This window comes from Curtobacterium sp. AC272 (assembly GCF_979258155.1).
In genome coordinates, this window is sequence record NZ_OZ409838.1 from 1,555,399 (window position 1) to 1,574,842 (window position 19,444).

At 70.4% G+C, this 19,444-nt stretch carries 16 protein-coding genes, 1 tRNA gene and 5 pseudogenes; 12 read left to right on the forward strand and 10 right to left on the reverse strand.

Going from position 1 to position 19,444, the window contains the following annotated elements:
• Window positions 1–23: 23 nt before the first annotated feature.
• The 5 genes and pseudogenes from ACZZ0J_RS07900 to ACZZ0J_RS07920 all read right to left on the reverse strand — a co-directional run bounded on the left by ACZZ0J_RS07900 (window position 24) and on the right by ACZZ0J_RS07920 (window position 2,785).
• On the reverse strand, window positions 24–395 hold the full coding sequence (locus ACZZ0J_RS07900) for a VOC family protein (RefSeq protein WP_463436155.1): 372 nt from the start codon (window positions 393–395) through the stop codon (window positions 24–26).
• Window positions 396–501: 106 nt separating this feature from the next.
• Window positions 502–642 (reverse strand): hypothetical protein, encoded by a 141-nt coding sequence (locus ACZZ0J_RS07905; RefSeq protein ID WP_463438245.1) that lies wholly within the window; start codon window positions 640–642, stop codon window positions 502–504.
• Window positions 643–651: 9 nt separating this feature from the next.
• Window positions 652–891 (reverse strand): annotated as a pseudogene (locus ACZZ0J_RS07910) (hypothetical protein); the annotation flags it as partial.
• A gap of 178 nt (window positions 892–1,069) precedes the next feature.
• Window positions 1,070–1,228 (reverse strand): annotated as a pseudogene (locus tag ACZZ0J_RS07915) (HTH domain-containing protein); the annotation flags it as partial.
• A gap of 75 nt (window positions 1,229–1,303) precedes the next feature.
• Window positions 1,304–2,785, reverse strand: a complete 1,482-nt coding sequence (locus tag ACZZ0J_RS07920) for a mannitol dehydrogenase family protein (RefSeq protein WP_463436156.1) — start codon at window positions 2,783–2,785, stop codon at window positions 1,304–1,306.
• Between the two features lie 184 nt (window positions 2,786–2,969).
• On the opposite strand from ACZZ0J_RS07920, the gene ACZZ0J_RS07925 reads away from it, so the two are divergent.
• The 9 genes and pseudogenes from ACZZ0J_RS07925 to ACZZ0J_RS07965 all read left to right on the forward strand — a co-directional run bounded on the left by ACZZ0J_RS07925 (window position 2,970) and on the right by ACZZ0J_RS07965 (window position 11,201).
• Window positions 2,970–3,608, forward strand: a complete 639-nt coding sequence (locus tag ACZZ0J_RS07925) for a TetR/AcrR family transcriptional regulator (RefSeq protein WP_159572290.1) — start codon at window positions 2,970–2,972, stop codon at window positions 3,606–3,608.
• A gap of 74 nt (window positions 3,609–3,682) precedes the next feature.
• Window positions 3,683–6,331, forward strand: a complete 2,649-nt coding sequence (locus tag ACZZ0J_RS07930) for an MMPL family transporter (protein WP_463436157.1) — start codon at window positions 3,683–3,685, stop codon at window positions 6,329–6,331.
• A gap of 303 nt (window positions 6,332–6,634) precedes the next feature.
• Window positions 6,635–7,075: a MarR family winged helix-turn-helix transcriptional regulator gene (locus ACZZ0J_RS07935; RefSeq protein WP_111086213.1), complete on the forward strand. Its 441-nt coding sequence runs from the start codon at window positions 6,635–6,637 to the stop codon at window positions 7,073–7,075.
• Between the two features lie 51 nt (window positions 7,076–7,126).
• Window positions 7,127–7,339, forward strand: coding sequence for a hypothetical protein (locus ACZZ0J_RS07940; RefSeq protein ID WP_181437609.1), 213 nt, complete (start codon window positions 7,127–7,129; stop codon window positions 7,337–7,339).
• A 41-nt stretch (window positions 7,340–7,380) separates the two neighbouring features.
• Window positions 7,381–8,469, forward strand: coding sequence for an alkene reductase (locus ACZZ0J_RS07945; protein ID WP_463436158.1), 1,089 nt, complete (start codon window positions 7,381–7,383; stop codon window positions 8,467–8,469).
• A gap of 238 nt (window positions 8,470–8,707) precedes the next feature.
• Window positions 8,708–9,334 (forward strand): annotated as a pseudogene (locus ACZZ0J_RS07950) (acyltransferase family protein); the annotation flags it as partial.
• Window positions 9,335–9,383: 49 nt separating this feature from the next.
• Window positions 9,384–9,746: pseudogene (locus tag ACZZ0J_RS07955) on the forward strand (acyltransferase family protein); the annotation flags it as partial.
• A 51-nt stretch (window positions 9,747–9,797) separates the two neighbouring features.
• The gene (locus tag ACZZ0J_RS07960; protein WP_267238188.1) at window positions 9,798–10,832 is read left to right on the forward strand and encodes an SGNH hydrolase domain-containing protein; all 1,035 of its coding nucleotides are present in this window, start codon (window positions 9,798–9,800) and stop codon (window positions 10,830–10,832) included.
• Between the two features lie 210 nt (window positions 10,833–11,042).
• Window positions 11,043–11,201, forward strand: a complete 159-nt coding sequence (locus tag ACZZ0J_RS07965) for a hypothetical protein (protein WP_463436159.1) — start codon at window positions 11,043–11,045, stop codon at window positions 11,199–11,201.
• An 11-nt stretch (window positions 11,202–11,212) separates the two neighbouring features.
• Here the strand turns inward: ACZZ0J_RS07965 and ACZZ0J_RS07970 are convergent, their stop codons facing one another.
• The 5 genes and pseudogenes from ACZZ0J_RS07970 to ACZZ0J_RS07990 all read right to left on the reverse strand — a co-directional run bounded on the left by ACZZ0J_RS07970 (window position 11,213) and on the right by ACZZ0J_RS07990 (window position 14,638).
• Window positions 11,213–11,644, reverse strand: coding sequence for a hypothetical protein (locus tag ACZZ0J_RS07970; protein ID WP_463436160.1), 432 nt, complete (start codon window positions 11,642–11,644; stop codon window positions 11,213–11,215).
• Complete coding sequence (locus tag ACZZ0J_RS07975) at window positions 11,637–12,068, reverse strand: DUF7718 family protein (RefSeq protein WP_463436161.1); 432 nt, start codon at window positions 12,066–12,068, stop codon at window positions 11,637–11,639. Before ACZZ0J_RS07975 ends, ACZZ0J_RS07970 begins: the two co-directional genes overlap by 8 nt.
• 155 nt (window positions 12,069–12,223) lie before the next feature.
• Window positions 12,224–12,295 (reverse strand) — tRNA-Arg (locus tag ACZZ0J_RS07980).
• A gap of 24 nt (window positions 12,296–12,319) precedes the next feature.
• Window positions 12,320–13,189, reverse strand: coding sequence for a dienelactone hydrolase family protein (locus ACZZ0J_RS07985; protein ID WP_463436162.1), 870 nt, complete (start codon window positions 13,187–13,189; stop codon window positions 12,320–12,322).
• Between the two features lie 28 nt (window positions 13,190–13,217).
• Window positions 13,218–14,638, reverse strand: a pseudogene (locus tag ACZZ0J_RS07990) (glucose-6-phosphate dehydrogenase).
• 76 nt (window positions 14,639–14,714) lie between these two features.
• Here ACZZ0J_RS07990 and ACZZ0J_RS07995 point away from each other — a divergent pair.
• The 3 genes from ACZZ0J_RS07995 to ACZZ0J_RS08005 all read left to right on the forward strand — a co-directional run bounded on the left by ACZZ0J_RS07995 (window position 14,715) and on the right by ACZZ0J_RS08005 (window position 19,270).
• Window positions 14,715–15,872 carry a Gfo/Idh/MocA family protein gene (locus tag ACZZ0J_RS07995; protein WP_463436163.1) on the forward strand — a complete coding sequence of 386 codons (1,158 nt, stop codon included), beginning with the start codon at window positions 14,715–14,717 and terminating at the stop codon, window positions 15,870–15,872.
• Window positions 15,869–16,792 carry a sugar phosphate isomerase/epimerase family protein gene (locus ACZZ0J_RS08000; protein WP_463436164.1) on the forward strand — a complete coding sequence of 308 codons (924 nt, stop codon included), beginning with the start codon at window positions 15,869–15,871 and terminating at the stop codon, window positions 16,790–16,792. Before ACZZ0J_RS07995 ends, ACZZ0J_RS08000 begins: the two co-directional genes overlap by 4 nt.
• Window positions 16,793–16,933: 141 nt before the next feature.
• Window positions 16,934–19,270 (forward strand): bifunctional metallophosphatase/5'-nucleotidase, encoded by a 2,337-nt coding sequence (locus tag ACZZ0J_RS08005; protein ID WP_463436165.1) that lies wholly within the window; start codon window positions 16,934–16,936, stop codon window positions 19,268–19,270.
• Window positions 19,271–19,444: the final 174 nt, after the last annotated feature.

Consider the following 19,444-nt stretch of genomic DNA (forward strand, 5'->3'; position numbering starts at 1 on the left):
TCAGTGACTGACAGAATACACGGTCAGACCTGGCGGCTGAAGAGGTTCACGAGGTTGCCGTCAGGGTCACGGAACAGCGCCGATCGATTTCCCCAGGGCATCGTCGTCGGCGGCAGCACCACGTCGTCGAGGTCACCACGCAACCCCGCGAACGCGGCGTCGACGTCGTCCACCACGAACTCGAGGAACACGCCGCCGTTCGTGCGGGGCTCCGGCGCGGCCGGTCCGAGCATCGCCACGGTCGCCCGGGTCGCGAGGGCGAGCACGGCGGCGCCGGTCACGATCTCGGCGAAGACGGGTGCGGGCCGCCGCGCCTCGGTCCCGGTGACGCGTTCGTAGAACCGCACCATCCCGTCGAGGTCGTCGGTGATGATCCGGATGGATGCGAACTGCACGGGATGCCCTCCTGGCCGGCCACCTGACCGGACTCGTCGAGCATGCGCGACCACCGCGACACCGTCCTGTCGGGGTTTCGGCGAATGAGCAGGCGGATCCGGCGGCTCAGTCCCCGAGCACGGGGCGCAGGACGCCGTGCGGGATGTCGAGTTCGTCGAGGTGGACCACCCGGGGCGGGGCCGGCTCGTCGGTCTCCTCGACCGCCAGCACCCGGTCTCCGCGGAAGGCACGGACGCCGTCGCGCAACCGGCACCACGCGACGAGGTACCAGTCCTCGCCCTTCCCGATGGAGCCGAGCGGTTCGACGACGCGATCGGTCTCCTGCCCGCCGCGTCGCGGTACCGCATCCGGACGACGCGCCCGCCCGTGAGTGCACCGGCGAGCGCCGTGGGAGCAGGCGTGCGCTCCCCGACTCCAGCAGGTGCACGCGGCTCGCGAGTCGCACTGCCCGTCGGGCGTCGTCCTCGGCGAGCACCGCGGTGACCTTGCGGGCAGCGCTGCGCGCGGCGTCTCGGAACGGGCTGGAGGCGAGCGCGCCGAGGCCGATCGCCACCGCGAGCGCTTCGTCGACGGTCAGCCCGAGCGGCGGGAGCGTCGCACGGGCGTCGATCGTGTACCCGCCGGTCCGCCCCGGCTCGGCCCAGATCGGCACCCCGGCCTGCTGCAGGGACAGCAGGTCCCGCTCGACCGTGCGCACACTGACCCCGAACCGCTCGGCGAGTCGGCGCGCGCTCCGCAGCGCGGGCGCAGCAGCGCGCAGCTCTTCGACGAGCGCGTACAGGCGGTCGGTCCGGTTCACGACGCGACCATAGCCCGTGACGCTCCCGGGCATCGGACGGGAGGCGCGGTGCCAGCTGGCACCGGGCCTCCCGTCCGCCGTCCGGTCACGCGCAGGGCGCGACTCGCGTCACGAACGCGACAAGCGTTCGACCGTGGCGTGGGCGCCGTCGGCGATGAGCCCGTCGAGGGCGTCCCGGTAGGCGGCGACGAACCGTTCGTCGTCGATCAGGTCGCCGAAGACCTGTTGGTTCGCGATGAAGGCGAGCCGGTCGTCGCGCTGGGTGAGCGCGATGCGGTGCAGCGGCTCGGCCAGCCGGTCGACGATCTGGATCGGCTCGCCGGACTCGTCCGTGCCCTCGTCGTAGCGCGCCCACGACGCGACGATGCCGGCGGACAACGTGACGGGCCGGCCGGCGGCGAGGTTGTCGCGGACCACCGGCAGCAGCCACTTCGGGATCCGGTCGCTCGACTCGGCACAGAGCCGGGCCAGGGTGTCGCGGACCTCGGGGTTCTGGAAGCGCTCGATGAGGGTGGACTTGTAGTCCTCGAGGTCGATGCCGGGCACGGGGTGCAGGGTCGGCGAGCCCTCTTCGTCCATGTACCGACGCAGGAAGGTGGCGATCGCCGGGTCCTGCGTGGCCTCGTGCGCGTAGTGGTACCCGGACAGGTACCCGAAGTAGCACAGGCCCTGGTGCGACGCGTTGAGCAGCCGGAGCTTCATCAGCTCGTACGGCTCGACGTCCTCGACGATCTGCACGTCGGCGTCCTGGTACGGCGGTCGCCCGGCGGGGTGGTCGTCCTCGAGCACCCACTGGAAGAACGGTTCGGCGACGACGGGCCAGGCGTCCTCGATGCCGAGCTCGTCGCGGACCCAGGCGCGGTCCTCGTCGGCGGTGACCGGGGTGATCCGGTCGACCATCGAGTTCGGGAACGACACGTGCTCGTCCATCCAGTCGGCGAACGCCGGGTCCTGCAGGCGTGCGTAGGCGGTGAACATGTCGCGGGCGACGTGGCCGTTGCCCTGGATGTTGTCGCAGGACATCACCGTGAACGGCTGCTCGCCGCGATCACGCCGTCGACGCAGGGCTTCGACGACGAGGCCGAACACCGTGCGTGGCGGTCCGTCGCCGCGCAGGTCCGCCGCGACTCCGGGCTCGTCCGCGACGAACTCGCCGGTGACGTGGTCGAAGTTGTAGCCACCCTCGGTGATGGTCAGGCTGACGATCCTGGTGTCCGGGTGCGCCATCTTCTCGACGACGGCGTCCGGGTCGTCGACGGCGAGCAGGTAGTCGACGATGCTGCCGACGACACGGGACTCGCGGGTGCCGTCGGGGTGCTTGAGGACGAGCGTGTAGAGCCCGCCCTGCTCCGCCATCGCCGTGGCCATCCGGCGATCCTGCTCGAGGACACCGACGCCGCAGATGCCGTACTCGCGCGCCTCGCCCCGCTGGAGCAGCCGGTCGATCACCATCGCCTGGTGCGCGCGGTGGAAGCCGCCGACGCCGAAGTGCACGATGCCGGCGGTGATCCCGCTGCGGTCGTAGGTGGGGACGGCGACACCGCTCGCGGCGATCTCGTCGAGGGTCTCCGGGGACAGGCGGACGGGCATCGAGTACTCCTTCGTACGGCGGTCGTTCTGGCGGTCGCGCCGCCGGTCGCACCGGCGGTCGTGCTGGGTGCAGTCAACCACGCGCACATCTGTTCAGAACCGAGTTTCCACCGCGGGGTACGAACCTGAGGATGCACTCGTAGTCGTTGCACCGAGTGCATCGATGCACCTAGTGTTCTCATTCGTGACCCTCACGACCGACCGCCGCGCCGCCCTCAAGGCGAAGCACCGTGCGGCGATCCTGCAGGCGGCTCGCGACCTGGTCGACGAGCGCGGAGGTCGTGGTTTCAGCGTCGACGACCTGGCCGCCCGGGCCGACATCGCCCGGCGCACGGTCTTCAACCACTTCGCCTCGCTCGACGAGGTCCTGCTGGCCGTGTGCGAGCAGGAACTGTCCGTGATCATCGACCGGTTCCTGGTCGACATGGCGCGGACGCCGATCGGCGACGGCAGCCGGGCATCGATGTTCGACGAGCTCGAGTCCGCCGCACGCGGAGCCGACCTGGCAGCCGCGATCTCGAGCATGTACCGGATCCTCGGCGACCCGGGCAAGGACGACCCGAAGGCCGCGGTCCTCACCCAGACGGCGTTCTCACGGGTCACCGAACGACTCCGCGACGAGGTCGCTCGTCGCTACCCGGCGGCGGATCCCCTCGACGCCGCCCTGCTCGTCGAGTCGCTCATGAGCGGCATCGTCGTGATCGCGGAACACTGGCTGGCCACCTCCGGCCCCGCGATCGACGAGCAGTCCGTCGCCGACTGGGACGCCCTGCTGGCACGACTCGTGCACAGCGTCCGCAGCGGCTACATGCCCACCGACTGACACTTCCTCCCCAGGGGTCCACCGGCGCACCCCGCTCCACACAGCACCTGCAACGAAAGGAACGGGGCAACCGCATGGCCGGTCTCCTCTACCGTCTCGGACGGTTCTCCGCACGACGCCACTGGCTCGTGATCATCACCTGGGTGGTGATCATGGCCGTCGCCGGCGTCACCTACAGCCTGTTCTCGGGCACGATCTCGTCGGCGATCTCGATCCCGAACACCAAGACCAGTCAGGTGCAGGACGAGCTCGCCGACAAGTTCCCGTCGGCGAACGGCGGCAACGGCACGATCGTCTTCGAGACGAAGAACGGCAAGGCGTTCACCGACGCGCAGAAGTCGGAGGTCGCGGACTTCCTGACCAAGATCGAGAAGCTCGACGGTGTCAAGGGCGCGACGAGCGGCTTCGACACCCAGGACCAGCTCGACGAGCAGCGCCAGAAGATCGTCGACGGCCGCAAGGAGATCACCGACGGCCGCGCGAAGCTCGAGACCGGCCAGGACCAGCTCGACGCCCAGAAGGCGCAGCTGACCTCCGGCAAGCAGCAGATCGAGGACGCCCAGGCGCAGCTCGACGCCCAGAAGGCCCAGGCCGAGGCCGCCGGCGCAGCGCTCCCCGCAGCGCAGGCGCAGGCCGCGGCCGCGCAGCTCCAGCAGGCCCAGGCGCAGATCGACGCCCAGCAGGCGCAGATCGATGCCGGCGAGCAGCAGATCTCCGAAGCCCAGAAGACGATCGACACGAACACGAAGAAGCTCGACGACAGCTCTGAAGAGCTGGAGCAGGGCTCGAAGCTCCTCGACCTGTCGAAGGACGTCCGCTTCGTGTCGTCGAACGGCAGCGCCGCCATCGGCACGGTCCAGTTCACGAAGTCGACCTACGAGGTCCCCGCCGACACGAAGACCGCCATCGCGGACGATGCCGACTCGGCCGACATCAGCGGCGTGAACGTCTACGTCTCGAACGACATCGCGCAGGGCGTGCCGTCGATCCTCGGTCCGGGCGAGATCGTCGGCGTCATCATCGCCGCGCTCGTGCTCTTCCTGATGCTCCGCACCGTCATCGGTGCGGCGATCCTGCTCGTCAGCGCCGTGCTCGGCGTGGGCGTGGCGTCACTCGCCTCGCTGTCGTTCTCCGGCCTGGTCGAGTTCATCTCGGTCACGCCGGTACTGGGGGTGATGTTGGGCCTGGCGGTCGGCATCGACTACTCGCTCTTCATCCTGAACCGACACCGCACCCAGCTGAAGCAGGGCATGCAGGTGCACGAGTCCATCGGCCTCGCGAACGGCACCTCCGGCAACGCCGTGGTGTTCGCCGGCGCGACCGTCATCGTCGCCCTGCTCGCGCTGAACATCACCGGCATCCCGTTCCTCGGGCTCATGGGCACGGTCGGTGCGGTCGCGGTGTTCTTCGCGATCCTCATCGCCACGTCGTTCACGCCGGCGCTGCTGTCCCTGATCGGGATGCGGATCCTGCGCAAGAAGGAGCGGACGAAGATCGGCAACACCGGCTCGACCCGGGTGCCGAACAAGCCGATGAAGACCTGGCGCGCGATCGTCACGCTCGTCGCCGGCGTCGCCGTGCTCGGCACCATCGCGCTCCCCGCGACGCAGATGCGCCTCGGCCTGCCGACCGGTGCGTCCGAGTCCGTCGACTCGAGCCAGTACAAGGCGTACAAGGCCCTCGACGAGGAGTTCGGTGCCGGCCAGAACGGCCCGCTGCTCGTCGTCGCGACGCTGCCCGAGTCGATCAGCAAGTCCGACGTCACCGCGACCGAGGTCACCATCGGTGAGGCCCTGGCGAAGAACGACGACGTCAAGGCCGTCCTGCCGATCGGTACCTCGTCGGACCGCGACATCATCGCGTTCCAGGTGAAGCCCGGCGGCGGACCGGACAGCATCTCCACCGAGAACCTGGTCAAGGACCTGCGCGACCAGACCGTCACGACCGACGACGGCACGGTCACGCTCGGTGTCGCGGGCAACGCGTCCGCCAACATCGACGTGTCCGAGAAGCTGTCGAACGTCCTGCCGCTCTACCTCGTGGTGGTCGTCGGCCTGTCGCTCATCATCCTGATCATCGTGTTCCGGTCCTTCCTGGTCCCGATCACGGCGACGGCGGGCTTCATCCTGTCCGTGATGGCGTCGTTCGGAGGCCTGACCGCGATCTACCAGTGGGGCTGGCTCGGCTCCGTGTTCGGCGTGCACGACCCTGCGCCGATCCTGAGCTTCCTGCCCATCATCGAGATCGGCATCCTGTTCGGCCTGGCGATGGACTACCAGCTGTTCCTGGTGTCCGGCATGCGTGAGGCCTACGCCCACGGTGCCTCCGCGAAGGTCGCGGTCCAGCGCGGGCTGCACGCCGGTCGCGCGGTGGTCACGGCGGCAGCGATCATCATGATCTCGGTGTTCGCGGGCTTCATCTTCTCGGACTCCTCCACGATCAAGCCGATCGGGTTCGGCCTGGCGTTCGGTGTGCTCGTCGACGCGTTCGTCGTCCGCATGCTGCTCATCCCGGCAGCGATGCACCTGCTCGGCCAGAGCGCCTGGTGGTTCCCGAAGTGGCTCGACCGGATCGTGCCGGACGTCGACGTCGAGGGCGCGAAGCTCGAGCGGTCGCACCCGGTCGCCGGTCAGGAGGACACCCACACGGGGTCGCACGCCCTCCCCGTGGCGCCGGACGCCAACGCGCACGAGTCGGGGCACCCGCCCGCGCACCGCGCGTAGTCGACGCACCCAGCCTGGAGGCCCGGTGCCGGTCCACGAGACCGGCACCGGGCCTCCCGTGCGTGCGCCCACCCCGCGTGAGCCGACGCCGCGCCGACCCGCGACCCAGAGCGACATCCTCGATGTCGTACGACGTCGAGGATGTCGCCAGCCCGCGCCTGCAACTGTTGCGGTCGCGCCAGTGCGACAAGTTCGATGTCGTACGACGTCGAACTTGTCGCACCGACCCACACCGACCCCCGCGACCCACCGCGACCCACCGCGTCCCGGGAACACTTCGTGGGCGAACGGTATCGTGGGCGCATGACCTCCGCACCCGACCCGCTCGCGCTCGACCGGCAGCTCTGCTTCGCCCTCGCGGCCACGAGCCGGAGCGTCATCGGGCTGTACCGCGACCTGCTCGAGCCGATGGGCCTGACGCACCCGCAGTACCTCGTGATGCTCGCACTCTGGGAGCAGGACCCGCGGTCGGTGCGCGAGATCGCCGGCGAACTGCGGCTCGACTCGGCCACCCTCAGCCCGCTGTTGAAGCGGCTCGAGGCATCGGGCTACGTCCGCCGGACCCGCAGCGCGGCCGACGAACGGCAGCTCGAGGTCTCGCTCACCACGGCCGGGCGAGCACTGCGCGACCGCGCGCGGGCGGTTCCCCTGGCGGTCGCGGACCGACTCGGGTGGCCACTGGAACGCCTCGAAGCGCTCAAGGACGACCTGACGGAACTGCTGGAGCGCGTCGACCAGGTGTGATCCGTGGCCGATGGTGCCATAATGGTTCGTGCACGAATGAAAGGACGCACCGTGGGGCGCTTCGGCAAGTGGTACGAACGGTGGAACACGACGCTCATCAACAAGATGGGACCGTCGCAGATCGGCGCCGGACACCCCGAGGGGGTCGACGACCGGTCAGTGGACCGCGGCTGCCCGATCTGCGGCAAGCCCCTCTCCCGGCACCAGGTGATCCGCCCCGAGGGCCAGGTCCGTTCGTCGACCCTGGTCTGCCCGCGCGACTGACGACGGGAATTGCACCGAGCAACACGACGTTCCACTCCCTCGTGAAGCTCTTCGAACCCACCTCCTTCGGCGCCCTGCGCCTGTCGAACCGCGTCGTCATGGCCCCGCTCACGCGCACCCGCGCCGGCGAGCACGGCATCCCGAACGACCTGCTCGTCGAGCACTACCGTCAGCGTGCGGGCCTCGGCATGATCATCACCGAGGGCACCTGGCCCGTGCAGGAAGGCCGCTCCTACCCCGGGCAGCCCGGCATCGAGACCGACGAGCAGATCGCCGGCTGGCGCCGCGTCGCCGACGCCGTGCACGCCGAGGGCGGCACCATCGTGATGCAGCTCATGCACGGTGGCCGTGTCTCCCACCCCGACATCTCGCAGACGCCGCGCATCGTCGCCCCGAGCGCCATCGCCGCTCCTGGACAGACCCACACCGCGACCGGCAAGGCCGACATGCCCGTCCCCCACGAGCTGACCACCGCCGAGGTGCAGGACGCCGTGCAGGGCTTCGCGCAGGCTGCCCGCAACGCCATCGCCGCCGGACTCGACGGCGTCGAGGTCCACGGCGCCAACGGCTACCTGGTGCACGAGTTCATGTCCCCGGTGTCGAACACCCGCACCGACCAGTACGGCGGCTCACCCGAGAACCGCGCCCGCTTCGCGATCGAGGTCACGACCGCCGTCGCCGAGGCCGTCGGCGCAGACCGCACCGGCATCCGCCTGTCGCCCGAACACGGCATCCAGGGCGTCATCGAGGACGACGCGGCCGACGTCCGCGCGACCTACACCGCGATCGCCGAGGGCCTCGCGCCGCTCGGACTCGCCTTCATCGACGTCCTGCACGCCGAGCCGACCGGTGACCTGGTGCAGCACGTCCGCCGCACCGCGGGCGCACCGTTCGTGGTCAACTCCGGCTTCTCGGCGCTGACCACCCGCGACGAGGCCATCGCACTCGTCGATGACGACCACGCCGACGCCGTCGCTGCCGGCCGCCCGGCCATCGCGAACCCGGACCTCGCCCACCGCTGGGAGCAGGACGCGGAGCTCAACGAGGCCCGTCCCGAGCTCTTCTACGGCGCGACCGCCGAGGGCTACACCGACTACCCGTCGCTGGCCGAGGTTCGCGCGACCGTCTAGGGCTGCGCGCGGTCCCTCGGCACGCCGCCCGCGGTGCGCCGAGGTTCCACGACACCCCGCGTGCGTTCCGTCGAGGTTCCGATCAGGACGGTGCGTGCCCGCGAGGTTCCGAGATCTCGGAACCCCACGGGGTGGGGACGAGGGACGGACAGGAGGCCCGTGGCGAGACCGCCACGGGCCTCCCGTCCGTCCCGGGGATGGTTCCGATCCGTGACGCGCTTCTCGTAGGATCGTGGCAGTGAACACTGCAACGCCGGGCGAGCGTGGCCCCGCGCACCAGGCGCGCGACACGACGCGGTGGGACATCCAGGGGCTCCGCGCCTTCGCGGTCCTGTCGGTCGTCGTCTACCACCTCTGGCCACACGCGCTCCGCGGTGGGTTCGTCGGCGTCGACGTCTTCTTCGTGATCTCCGGCTTCCTCATCACCGGACACCTGGTGCGCGAACAGCTCGCGACCGGCGCCATCCGTCTCGGCCGGTTCTGGTCACGCCGGGCGAAGCGTCTCCTCCCCGGCGCGTTCCTGACGATCCTGGTCACGGGCGCCGCCGTCCTGGTGGCCGTGCCCAACACGCTCTGGGGCCAGTACGGGCGCGAACTCATCGCGTCGACCGTCTACCTGCAGAACTGGGAGCTGGCGGCGAGCGCGGTCGACTACCTGGCATCGACCAACGACCCCTCGCCCTTCCAGCACTTCTGGTCGCTGTCCGTCGAGGAGCAGTTCTACATCGCGCTGCCCTTGGCGCTGATCGGGCTGGGGTTCCTCGTCCGTCGGCGCCGCTCGCCCCTGACGACGGCGCGACTGCTGCTCGGCGGCGTCGTCGTGCTGTCGCTCGCGTGGAGCATCGTGCAGACCAGCACGAACCCCGGCGTCGCGTACTTCTCCACCGGCACGCGCGCGGGAGTTCGCCCTCGGCGGGCTCGCCGCCACCGTCCGTCTGCCCGAGGTCCGCACCGACGTGGCCCGACGGGTACGCCTCGTGCTGGCGAGCACCGGCGCCGCCGCACTCGTCCTGTCGCTCGTCGTCATCGGACCCGGCACACCGTTCCCCGGCGTCGCTGCACTCCTCCCCGTCGCGGGGGCCACACTCATGGTGCTCTTCGGTGGGAGCACCGTGTTCGCGTCGCTCGGCGCCCTCGCCCCGATCGCGTTCACCGGGCGGATCTCGTACTCCCTCTACCTGTGGCACTGGCCGCTCGTCGTGATCCTGCCGATCGCGCTCGGACACCCACTCGACTGGGCGACCAGCACCGCTGTCCTGCTCGTCTCCTTCGGACTGGCCGCGGTCACGACCGTCTGGTTCGAAGAACCCGTCCGGTTCTCGACGTGGATGCACGACCTCCGGCCACGGGGCACCGTCGCGCTCGGGGTCATCTGCACCTTCACCGTCGCGACCCTCGGTGCCGCGACCCTGACGGTCGTCCACGTGCAAGAAGTGCATGCCGAGCGCGCCACGCAGCAACTCACGAAGCAGCTCACCACCCAGCGGGCCAAGGACGGTCCGTCGTGCATCGGTGCGGCCGCGCTCATCGGCACCGCGCACCCCTGCATCGACCCGAACCTGGCCGACGTGCGCATCCCCGCCCCCGCATCGGCCGCGCGCGACGACGCGAACCGTGGCGAGTGCTGGAACGAGGTCTTCACGACCTGTGTCCTCGGCAAGGCGACCGGATGGTCGAAGCACCTCGTCGTGATCGGCGACTCGCACAGCAACGCACTGCTCGGAGCGTACGAGCGGATCGCCGACGACAACGGATGGCGGATCGACCTGGCGGGCACCGGTGGGTGCTACCTCACCACCGCGCGACAGAGCTCCGTCAGCACCGACTCCATGCGCAAGTGCGACGAGTGGAAGCACCAGGCGATCGACTACGTCCGCGCCCACCGGGATGCCGACGCCCTGGTCGTCACCCACTCGGCCACCCAGCGACCGGTCGACCTGCCCGCCGGCGCAGCCCGCGACGCGGCAACCCGCGACGGCCTCGTCGACGCCTGGGAGCAGGCAGCCGGCGACGACCTGCCGGTGATCGCCATCCGCGACAACCCCGTGCCCCGACCCGACGTCGTGGAATGCGTGGGCAAGATGTCCGGGCCGACGAACACCTCGTGCGACCAGCCGCGGTCAGAGGCGTTCCGGCAGACCGACTCGACGGACGACGCCGTGCGGGCGTTCACGGCCGCCGGGGGTCACGCTGCGGAGATCGACCTGACGGACCACTACTGCACGGCGACGACCTGCCCGGCGGTGATCGGCGGCGTGATGGTCTACCGGGACAAGTCGCACGTCACGGCGACGTGGGCGACGTCGTTGGAGCCGTACCTGGAGCGCGGACTGCAGGAGCAGCTCGAGGCGCTCGGGCGATGAGCTGAGCGCAGGGCGCAGCCGGGCATGGCGGCGCATGCCGTGCGCTTCGTGAGCAGAAATGGTCGGGTCCCGCCGACGAACCCGACCATTTCTGTTCACGAAGTCGGCCCGACTGATCAGCAGCGCCACCAGCGGGTGTGCATCGAGGACCGCGAACACCGACGTCGTCGTCGTGTTCCCCATCCGACCTCGCCGTGCTTCACTCTGACCATGACCTCGACCACCGTCCTCGCCTCCTGTGCCGCCGGGACTGTCGACTGCCACGACACCGCTTCGGTCGACCTGCTGCCCCTGCTCGTGGTCGTAGCGCTCGTCGTCGTGGCGCTGGTCGCTCTGGGGATCGCGCTGCTCGGGCGTCGGCGTCGGTGAGCTGAGGCGGGTCAGACGCTGACGATCTCCACTTGCCGCGCGGGGAGAGCGCCGTGCGATGCGGTGGCCAAGCGTGCTGGAAGCACGATGCCCCCAGCGCAGTGCGCCAAGTAGTCGAGGAACGCTCCGACGGTGCTCGATGCGCTGGGTTGCTCGCTGGGCTCGCGCATGTCCTCTGCTGTTCGCACGTCGAGCGCACCGTCGACGTCCATGACGGCGATCCGACGGATGCCTCGCTCTGCTCGCACGAAGACGTTGGCGTACCCGCCGACGTTCTCGATCCGACGCAGGAGCACCGGCAGGCGTTCGTGCTCGAGTGCAACGACGACAGGACAGCGCCCGTCGACGTCGACCACCTCGAGGGCCAGGTCCGCGAAGGGGCCGACCGCGAGTGCGCGATCGACCTCGGCACGGAAGATGTCGAGTGCGGCCTGCTCAGTCATCACTGCCTCTCATGTCCCGGATTGTAACGGCGTACGCGGTCAGGCGGACCAGCGCCGCGTCCAAGTACTCAGCGACGTCCGCGAGGTGGTGCAGCGGTCCGATCGAGCTGACCGTGCCGTCCTCGTGGTGGAGGTGCACGTGCCCGTGGCAGCAGTCCACGCGCGCGACCTCCCGCCACGCTCCGTCGAGCTGCAGAGCGGTCACGATCAACGCGAAGTCGACGAGCCGACCGTCTGCCCGGTAGAGCCGGTGGTCCATCCGCATCGTGTCCGTGTCGTCGATGCTCTGGTACCAGCTCCGTTCGACACAATCTCGTCGGTCGGGCGGTCGGAAGCGGCCGCGTTCCTGATCCGCGGCGGCACGTTCAGCCGCGAGACGCGCACGACGCACGTCTCGCCGTGGTTGCTGACCTCGACGAACCATGCCAGGAACCTAGACCCGGTCGAACCCGATCCCGAAGGACTTCGAATGCGACATCCGAACTCGCGGACGAGCCACCGAGCACCAACGACGAGGGCCCCGGCGGAATCCGCCGGGGCCCTTCGTCTGTTCGGTGTCATGCCGTTCAACCGGCACTGTGCGCTCGAAGGGACTCGAACCCCAACCTTCTGATCCGTAGTCAGATGCTCTATCCATTGAGCTACGAGCGCGTGGCCTTGCGGCCGTGGAAGACTCTACAACAGCTCCGGCCCGGGCGCCAATCGAGGCCGCCCGACCGCTCCACCCGGCGTGTCGCGAGGCGACAGCCGAGCCCCCGACGTCACAGCGCCGCGGCCTCCTCGCCGAACACCTCGGCCAGGAACACCCGCAGTGCCTGCCACGATCGGCGGTCGGCGCGCTCCTGGTACTGGGCGCCGTGGTCGGGCGCGTCGGTCCCCGGCACGGCGAACGCGTGCATGGCCCCGGCGTAGGTGACGACCTGCCAGTCGACGCCGGGCTCGGTGCGCATCTCGTCCTGCCAGGCGTGCACGGCGTCGTCGGCACGACCGGGTCCGCTCCCCGGTCAGCACGAGCAGCTTCGCCCGGATCGCCGAGGCGTCGGCGGGGTCGTGCGTGATGAGCCCGCCGTGGAACGACACCGCACCGACGAGGTCCGCGCCGGTGCGCGCGAGCTCGATCGCGGTGGAGCCGCCGAAGCAGTAGCCGATGACGACGATGCGGGCCCGGTCGACGTCGGGGTCCTGCCGCAGCCGCTCGAGTCCGGCGGTCGCACGTGCCCGGAGCAGCGGCAGGTCCTGGTAGTACGACCCGGCGACCTGGCCGGCGGTGTCGTCTCCGGGCCGCACGCCGGCGCCGTAGATGTCCGCGCCGAACGCCACGTGGCCCAGGCGCGCGAGCATCGTCACCCGTGCTTCTACGTGCTCGTTCACGCCGTGCCAGTCGTGCACGACCAGGACGGCCGGGCGGGGACCGGCGACGGCCGCGTCCTTGGCGAGCACGCCGAGCAGGTCGGTGCCGTCGTGGTCGTAGTGGACGGGCTCGACACGGATGTCGGCGCCGGCGGGTTCGGGAACGGTCTGCAGGACGTCGTCGATGGTGGTCACGTCGTCCGACGCTACGCCGCCGTCCGGCTCAGGCGTCGATGTTGTCCCAGTCCTCAGGACCGCTCGACCCGGCCGGGTACTCGTCGAGCGGCGTCGTGCCGGCCTTCCACGCCTCGAGGAACGGTCCGACGACCTTCCAGCCCTGCACGGCGCTGTCGCCACGGACCGACAGGGTCGCGTCGCCCTCGAGCACACCGGCCAGGACCTCGCCGTAGGCGCTGAGTCGTCCGGGGTTGAACGTCGTCTCGAGACTCGTGCGGTCGATCGTGTACGGGTCGCCGGGGCCGTTGACGTTGAGCTCGAGCTGCATCTCGTCCGGGGCGATCCAGATCCGGAGCCGGTCCGGTGGGCGGCGCCGGACAGGCCGACGGGCACCTGCGGGGAGTCCTTGAACGTGATGACGATCTCGCGGCGCTGCTTCGCGAGCGCCTTGCCGGAACGCAGCGTGAAGGGGACTCCGGCCCACCGCCAGTTCGCGATCTCCAGGGTCAGCTGGGCCAGGGTCTCGGTGCCGAGCGACGGGTCGACCCCGTCCTCGTCTGCGTACGACGGCAGCTTGCGGTCGCCGACCGTGCCCGCGGTGTACCGGGCGCGCTTGCCGGCGGCGACGACGTCCCCGCCCCACGGCCGCACGGCACGCAGCACGAGTTCCTTCTGGGTCCGCAGGTCGTCGGCGTCGATCGACGCCGGCGCCTCCATGGCCACGACGGCCATGACCTGGAGCAGGTGGCTCTGGATCATGTCGGTGAGGGCGCCGGCCTTGTCGTAGTAGCGGGCGCGTCCTTCGAGCCCGAGGGTCTCGTCGTACACGATGTCGACGCGTTCGACGTGCTGCGAGGACAGCAGGGGCTCGATGATGCGGTTCGCGAAGCGCAGCCCGATCAGGTTGAGCACCGTCGAGCGGCCGAGGAAGTGGTCGACCCGGTGGATGCGCTCCTCGGGGATGAACGAGTGCAGCAGGTCGTTCAGGTGCTCGGCGCTGGCGGCGTCGGTGCCGAACGGCTTCTCGAGCGCCAGGCGGGTGCGCTTCGGCAGGTCGAGGTGGGCGAGCTGTTCGCAGCTCTTCTCGGTCACGGCCGGGGGCAGCGCGAAGTAGATCGCGGGGTCGTGGTCGCAGGCTCCGAGCAGCGCGCGCAGGTCGTCGGCGCTCGTGACGTCGGCCTTGCGGTACGAGGACGCTTCGATCACGGCCTGCAGCCGCTCTGACAGCGACGAGTCGCCCTCCGCCCCTTCGTCGCCCTCGTTCTTCGACGCCTGCGCGTTCTCGAAGGACTCGCGCACCTGCACCTTCCAGTCGGCGTCGGACAGGTCCTCGACACCCGCCCCGATGAGCTGGACGTCCCAGTCGTCCTTGACCTCGAGCAAGGTCGCGAGACCCGGCAGGAGCAGGCGCTTGGACAGGTCGCCGCTGGCTCCGAGGATGAGCAGGCTGGTCTGGAGGCTCGACATGCCTCCGACCGTACTCATCGGCCCCGGTGGACGGCCGGGCCGCTACGGTGGTGACAGTTCGGCGCGAGGGAGCACCATGAGCAGTGGGTACGAAGGACGACGCCTCCGCGTCGTCGTGATCGGCACCGGCATGATCGCGGGGGTCCACGCACGCGCGGCCCGGGCCGCCGGTGCCGAGGTGCTCGGGGTGCTCGGCCGGAACGCATCGCGCTCCGAGCAGGTCGCGGCGCAACTCGACCTGCCTCGTGGGTACGCCTCGCTCGACGACGTCATCGCCGACGCCCCCGACGTCGTGCACATCTGCACGCCGAACGACCAGCACCACCCGCAGGCGATGGCGGTCATCGCCGCGGGCATCCACGTGGTGTGCGAGAAGCCCCTCGCGATCGACCCGGCGCAGGCCGCCGAACTCGTCGCCGCGGCGGCGGACGCCGGTGTCGTCGCCACCGTGCCGTTCGTGTACCGCTACCACCCGATGATCCGCGAGATCCGCGCGCGCATCGCCGACGGCGACCTCGGTCGACTGCTCGCCGTGCACGGCCACTACCTGCAGGACTGGATGCTCGACGAGGACGCCTCGAGCTGGCGGGTCGACCCGACCTCGAGCGGGTTGTCCCGCGCGTTCGCCGACATCGGCTCGCACTGGTGCGACCTGGTCGAGTTCGTCACCGGCGAGCGCTTCACCTCGGTGTCCGCGGCGACCGACATCGTCTACCCGACCCGGCCCGCGGCCTCGGGGCCGTCGTTCTCCGGCTCCCCGGACCCCGACCCGGTCGCCGACGCCGCGGAACGGGCCGAGGTCACCACCGAGGACACCGCGGTCGCGACGTTCCGCACCGGCACCGGGCGCATCGGCAACGTGGTGATCTCGCAGGTGGCGTCCGGCCGGAAGAACCGCCTGTGGTTCGAGGTCGACGGCACCCGGGGCAGCGCCGCCTTCGACCAGGAGCAGCCCGAGTCCGCGTGGTTCGGCAACGAGCGTGGCGCGCAGATCGTCGTGCGCGACCCGTCGCAGGGGTACCCGGACCAGCGGCGTCTGGCGATCGTGCCGTCCGGGCACCCGCAGGGCTACCTCGACGCCTTCGCCGCGTTCGTCGCCGACACGCACACCGCGGTCCGCACCGGTGTGGCCCCCGACGGCCTGCCGACCTTCGCGGACGGCGCACGTTCCGCCGACATCATCGAGGCCGTGATCACCAGCGCGGCCGAGAACACGTGGCGGGAGATCCGGTGAAGCTCGGCATGCTGACGGCCTGCCTGCCCGGCTGGACCCTCGACCGCATCGCGGACTTCGCCGTCGGGCAGGGGTACGAGCGGCTCGAGGTCGGCGTGTGGCCCGGCACCGGTGGCCGCGACTTCGAGGCAGCGCACCTGCCCGTGGCGACGTTCACCGACGAGGATGCTGCGGCGACCCGTGACCTGCTCGACCGCACCGGCCTCGAGATCTCCGCGCTCGCGTACTACGAGAACAACCTGCACCAGGACCTCGCCCGCCGCACCGAGATCAAGACGCACCTGTTCCACGCGATCGACGCGGCGCAGCGCCTCGGCGTGCCGTACGTCGGCACGTTCATCGGCCGCGACAACAGCAAGTCGGTGCGGGAGAACATGGCCGAAGGGAACCGGGTCCTCCCCGAGCTCGTCGACTACGCCGGCGAGCGCGGCGTGCAGTTGATCATCGAGAACTGCGTGATGGAGGGCTGGCACCCGGACGGCTACCCCGGCAACCTGGCGTACTCCCCCGAGCTCTGGGGCTGGGTCACCGGCCTCGGCTTCGGCCTGAACTGGGACCCGTCGCACCTGACCTGGATCGGCATCGACCCGGTCGAGACGATCCTGCCGTTCGCCGAGCACATCGTGCACGCCCAGGCGAAGGACCTCGAGCTGTTCCCCCGGAAGCGCGACGCGTACGGGTTCTTCGGCAAGGTCGACAAGGGCGGCGACCCGTGGGACCTGGGCTGGTGGCGCTTCCGGGTGCCGGGCCGTGGCGTCGTGGACTGGCCGCACGTCGTCGACCGCCTGTACGAGGCCGGCTTCGACGGCACCCTGTCGGTCGAGCACGAGGACCCGCTCTGGGGCGGCACGGACGAGAAGGTCCTCGAAGGGCTGCGGATCGCCCACCGCACGCTCCGCCCCCTCATCGCCGCGGAGTGACGGCGCAGCACGCACAACGCACAACGCGCAGCACGCAGCACGCAGCACGCAGCACGACGGGTGTTGCGCATGTGAACGTCGTGTGACGACTTCGACCCGACACTGGCGGGTCGGCTGTGCGTCCTCATAGGTTCTCCGACGATGAACCTCCACTCCTCTCCGCGCCGCCGACGGCGCACCATCAGCGGCGCGGCCTTCGCCACCGCGGGTGTGCTCGTCGCACTGTCCGTCCCCTCCACCGCCGTCGCCGCCGAGGGCGACACGACGATCGACATCATCGACGTCAACGACTTCCACGGCCGCATCGAGTCCGAGGGCACCGCCGTCGACAAGGCCGCCGGTGCCGCCAAGCTCGCCGGCGTCGTGCAGTCGTACCGCGAAGCCAACCCGAACACGATCTTCGCCAGCGTCGGCGACAACGTCGGTGCCTCGACGTTCACCTCGCTGATCCAGCAGGACGCCCCGACGATCGATGCGCTCAACGCCATGGACCTCGACGTCAGCGCGATCGGGAACCACGAGCTCGACAAGGGCCAGGACGACCTGACCGGGCGCATCGAGGACCGGGCCGACTGGCCCTACGTCTCGGCGAACATCGTCAAGCAGGGCACGACCGATCCCGCGTTCACCCCGTACTCCATCGTGGAGAAGGGCGGCGTGAAGGTCGGCTTCATCGGCGCGACCACCGAGGACCTCATCCCCGGGCTCGTCAGCCCGGGTGGCGTGCAGGGGCTCGCGATGGCCCTGATCGTCAGCCAGGTCAACAAGTACGCCGACCAGCTCACCGACGGCGACGACGCCAACGACGAGGCCGATGTGCTCGTGCTCCTCGTGCACGAGGGCGCCACCACGAACGCCCTCGCCGACGCGACCGGGTCCGGTGCGTTCGGCACGATCACCTCGGGCGTCTCGTCGAAGGTGTCCGCGATCGTCTCGGCACACACCCACGCGACCTACAACCACCGGATCGCCGGCCCGGACGGCACGACCCGCCCGGTGATCCAGACCGGTTCGTACGGCGTGAACTACGGGCACCTGCAGCTCACCGTCGACGCCGACAAGCAGCTCACCGGCATCACGTCCGAAGTGAAGTCCGTCAACGGTGAGACCCGCGTACCGGCCGACGCCACGTCCGTCACCGCGGTCACCGGCATCGTGACGGCCGCGAAGGCCGTCGCCGACGTCGAGGGCAGCAAGAAGCTCGGCGAGATCACCGGCGACCTGCGTCGTGCGGTGCAGTCGGACCGGAAGACGGAGAACCGCGGCGGCGAGTCCGCGCTCGGCAACTACATCGCCGAGGTGCAGCGCTCCGCGACCGAGCGCAACGGCTCGCAGGTCGCCTTCATGAACCCCGGCGGGCTCCGCACGGACATGGTGTACGCGTCGAGCGGCGCCGGCGACCCCGACGGCACAGTGACCTACAAGGAGGCCGCGCTCGTCCAGCCGTTCGCGAACACCCTGGTCACCGAGGACATGACCGGCCAGCAGATCAAGAACGCCCTCGAGCAGCAGTGGCAGCCCGACGGCCTGGAGCGTCCGTTCCTCAAGCTCGGCGTCTCGAACGGCTTCGCGTACACCTACGACCCCGCGAAGGGTCGCGGCGAGCGCATCACCGGCATGACCCTGAACGGCGAGCCGATCGCGCTCGGCGACACCCTCAAGGTGACGGTCAACTCGTTCCTGTCGACCGGCGGCGACAACTTCGCCGCCTTCGCGACCGGCACGAACATCGCCGACTCGGGCCAGGTCGACCTGCAGGCGCAGGTGGACTACTTCCTCGCCAACCCGACGGTCACGCCGCCGACCGACCAGCGCGCCGTCGGCACCACGGTGACGCCGACCCCCGAGGGCGGGTTCCAGCCCGGTGACGAGATCAGCATCGCGCTGTCGTCGCTCGTGTTCAGCAGCGACGACCCCGCTGCGGCCGGCACCGTGTCGGTCGGCGCCGGTGACGTCGAGCTCGCCACCGCCGAGATCGACCCGACGATCGTCGACAAGACCGACGAGCAGGGTCGCGCGACGCTGACCTTCGCCGTGCCGACCATCGAGTCGTCGGCCGACGCAGCGACGGTCCGTGCGGCTGCCCGTGCCGCGGCCACGACGGACGCACCACTCGTGGTCACCCTGCCGGGTGGCCAGACGATCACGCTCGCCGTGACCATCCCGCTCGCCGCAGCCGTCGACCCGACGGACCCGACCGAGCCCACGGACCCGACCGACCCCACGGACCCAGCCGACCCGGGCGCGGGCAATGGCAACGGCAACGGCAACGCTCCGGGCACCGGCACCGGCACCGGCACGGACCTGGCGGGCGACCCCGCCGACTCCACGAACGCCGGCGGTGACCTCGCCTACACGGGCGCGGACCTGACGGTGCCGGGGATCGCAGCGGGCCTGCTCCTGCTGGCGGGCATCACCGCACTCGTCGCCGTGCGCCGGAAGCGCGCACCGACCGACGCGAGCGTCCAGACGGACTGAACCCGGGCCTCCCGTCCGACACGAACGGGCCGTCTCACCACCGTGAGACGGCCCGTTCCGTCACGCCGGGAGGCACGGATCGCGTCCGGCGCGCGCCGCGCGCGGATCCGCTGCCGCGCTCCCTGTCCCATAGCAGCGCTCGCACTGCGGATCCGGGGATCGGCGGGGTACTCT

Bases quoted from the DNA above. Each gene is read 5' to 3' on its own strand.
- ACZZ0J_RS07920 (WP_463436156.1), bottom strand. From the start codon at position 2,785: ATGCCCGTCCGCCTGTCCCCGGAGACCCTCGACGAGATCGCCGCGAGC.
- ACZZ0J_RS07930 (WP_463436157.1), top strand. From the start codon at position 3,683: ATGGCCGGTCTCCTCTACCGTCTCGGACGGTTCTCCGCACGACGCCAC.
- ACZZ0J_RS07935 (WP_111086213.1), top strand. From the start codon at position 6,635: ATGACCTCCGCACCCGACCCGCTCGCGCTCGACCGGCAGCTCTGCTTC.
- ACZZ0J_RS07960 (WP_267238188.1), top strand. From the start codon at position 9,798: ATGCACGACCTCCGGCCACGGGGCACCGTCGCGCTCGGGGTCATCTGC.
- ACZZ0J_RS07965 (WP_463436159.1), top strand. From the start codon at position 11,043: ATGACCTCGACCACCGTCCTCGCCTCCTGTGCCGCCGGGACTGTCGAC.
- ACZZ0J_RS07970 (WP_463436160.1), bottom strand. From the start codon at position 11,644: ATGACTGAGCAGGCCGCACTCGACATCTTCCGTGCCGAGGTCGATCGC.
- ACZZ0J_RS07975 (WP_463436161.1), bottom strand. From the start codon at position 12,068: ATGGTTCGTCGAGGTCAGCAACCACGGCGAGACGTGCGTCGTGCGCGT.
- ACZZ0J_RS07995 (WP_463436163.1), top strand. From the start codon at position 14,715: ATGAGCAGTGGGTACGAAGGACGACGCCTCCGCGTCGTCGTGATCGGC.
- ACZZ0J_RS08005 (WP_463436165.1), top strand. From the start codon at position 16,934: ATGAACCTCCACTCCTCTCCGCGCCGCCGACGGCGCACCATCAGCGGC.